This is a genomic window from Streptomyces sp. NPDC001890, assembly GCF_042891445.1.
Lineage (GTDB): Bacteria > Actinomycetota > Actinomycetes > Streptomycetales > Streptomycetaceae > Streptomyces.
The window spans coordinates 1-2,285 of record NZ_JBIATE010000084.1; the positions used below are offsets into that span (position 1 = coordinate 1).

The window sequence follows — 2,285 nt, forward strand, 5'->3', positions numbered from 1 at the left end:
CCCGGATCATCAACCGCAACAGGAGGGGGAAGTCATGCCGGACCCGAAGGCCGGAGGCCCCGTTGCGGAGCCACGAAAACGGTAACGGGGGGGGGACGGAAGCCGTCGAATGGTGGGGCCTGACCGGCCGCGGCAAGGCTCTCCCGCCCCAGGCGTGTGTCACCGGATGCGGCCTGGTCGTGGTCCGCGGGGCGGAGGCGCTGCTGCGGGGCGTGACGTGCTCGCGGGCGTGCCGGACATCCCTCACGCGGAAACGTAACGGAGGCCGGGGGTCGGGCCGCCCGTGCGGGGCCTGCGGCGAGCCGTTCCGCGCCCCTTCTCGACCGAGCCCGAGGCCGCCGCGCGCGGCCGGGCCGGAGAGTGGCCGGCCCGCGCCCGGGCGGCACCATGGGCACACGCCGACGGCCAGGTGGTACTGGCGCCCTGTCCAGCGACCGCTCCCGCTCCGCCTTCGCCGGCCCACGCCCAGCCCCGCACCCGCCTCGCGGCTCGTCCGATTTCCCGGAAACACGGTCGCGCCGGACCGTGGCCCGTTGCTACAAGAAGGGCATGGGAATCTGGACCGACGCCTTCATCGCGCCCCCGGCACCGACCCTCCTGCGGCCGGAGGCGTTCGGCCGGCTCGCGGTCGAGCTGGCGCGCGAGCGTGTGGTCCGGACCCCGTGGGCGCTCCTCGCGGGGCGGCTCTGCGTCAACGCGAGCCTCAACTGGGGCAGCGTCAGCGGGCAGGCCAACTGGGACGGGCCTCCCGTCGGTACGGTGCTGCGGACCGGGGAGTACCCGTGGGACGCAGAGGACCCGGACGACGACCCCCCGCCCTGGGGCCCCTCGCACGAGGAGGCCCGGCTGCTCGCCTCCGGCGAGAAAGTGCTCGACATTCCTCCGGCGCTGCGGGCCGCCCCGTACGGCGACGGGGACGTCGCCGTCGTCCTCGCCCACATGGACTTCAGCAATCGGGCGATCACCGACTACTTCCAGTACGCGGACAGACGCACGACGCTGGCCTGCTTCGCCCTGGCACGCTTGCAGAACCGGCCGCTGTCCGCCGACGCCTACGGGGACATGGACGACGGGCCGACGCTTCCGGTGCGGACCTGCGTGGTCCATACCTTCAAGCACGCGCTGGGCGACCTCGGCCTGGACGGCGACCCGGTACCGGCGCTCGCCGCCATCACCTCCCGCTACTTCGGACCGGACCAGGTCAGCGGCAAGACCTGGGGCTGAACCGGCCCGGCGCCCTGCCCCGGGCCCGCGGCATCACGTGAGGCTGAAGAAGAGGGTGTCCTGCGTGTACCCGCAGGCGCTGTGCTTCGCATACGACCACCGCTCGTACTCGAATTCGATTTTCTCCGTGAGCTCCTTCCGGTTGCGCGGCCAACGGCATGCGCGCCACCCGACGTGCCGAGCGCTGACTCGGGGTGAGCCGGGCGTAGTCGTCGGCGGCCTCGGCGGCCGCGTGGTGCTGCGGGGCCGGCCCGCAGAGACTCCTCACGGCCCGATAAGACGTCATCCCAATGGGTGAGGTATCGCCGGATGAACGGCGCCGTTCCCAGGACGAGTACGGCGAAGACAGTCAGTCGTTGAAGGCCAGGCTGAGCAGCGAGGCTGCCGTGCTGGATGCCGTAGACCGCATACCAGTTGGCGGCGAGGTCAGTCGCCATGATGACGCAAGCAAGGTCGATTCCTCGGCGCTTACCCCTGATCAGGAACACAGTGGCGAGCGCGTCGAACAACGCCAGCGACGACCAGTAGAGGTTGAGCCACTCCGGCGCCCAGTCGTACGGGTGCAGACCGTGGCTGAGGAGGTCGGTGACGTGCGCGGAAGCGCCGACGAATAGCAGGATGGCTGCGATGACGCAGGCCGATATGACCGCCGGGCGCGGGGTGTGGTTCATCCATCCGATCACGCTGTGGATCGTCCCACCTGCGGGCGCTGCCCGTCAGGCTGCCAGTCTGCGGTAGCAAATGAGGGCGGCTGCGAACCCGGCGAAGGCCAGGAAGTGCTCGGCCTTGCGCTCGTAGCGGCGGTGCAGGCGGCGGCCGCCCAGCCAGGACATCGTGCGCTCGATCGTCCAGCGATGCCGACCCAGCCGTGACTCGACGAGTTGGGCTCGCGCGGCGGCCTGGACTGGTAGCGCTGCGCGATCGACCCGGTGAACTTGCCAGCCCTGAAAGGGGGGACATGACAGTTCCGAATCCTAATGGGCGGCGAAGCGAGTCATCGCTATCCGAATCCCGAGTGATAGCTCTTTCGACAGACCGCGAGGCTCGGTTCGTAGCGGCCG

1 protein-coding gene and 1 pseudogene are annotated in these 2,285 nt (G+C 70.6%); one reads left to right on the forward strand and one right to left on the reverse strand.

The genetic code is table 11. The annotated features are described in order from the left end of the window. Positions 1-549: 549 nt before the first annotated feature. Positions 550-1,224: a hypothetical protein gene (locus ACFYY1_RS43235; protein ID WP_388595601.1), complete on the forward strand. Its 675-nt coding sequence runs from the start codon at positions 550-552 to the stop codon at positions 1,222-1,224. A gap of 716 nt (positions 1,225-1,940) precedes the next feature. Here ACFYY1_RS43235 and ACFYY1_RS43240 read toward each other — a convergent pair. Then, positions 1,941-2,096, reverse strand: a pseudogene (locus ACFYY1_RS43240) (IS5/IS1182 family transposase); the annotation flags it as partial. Between the last annotated feature and the right edge of the window lie 189 nt (positions 2,097-2,285).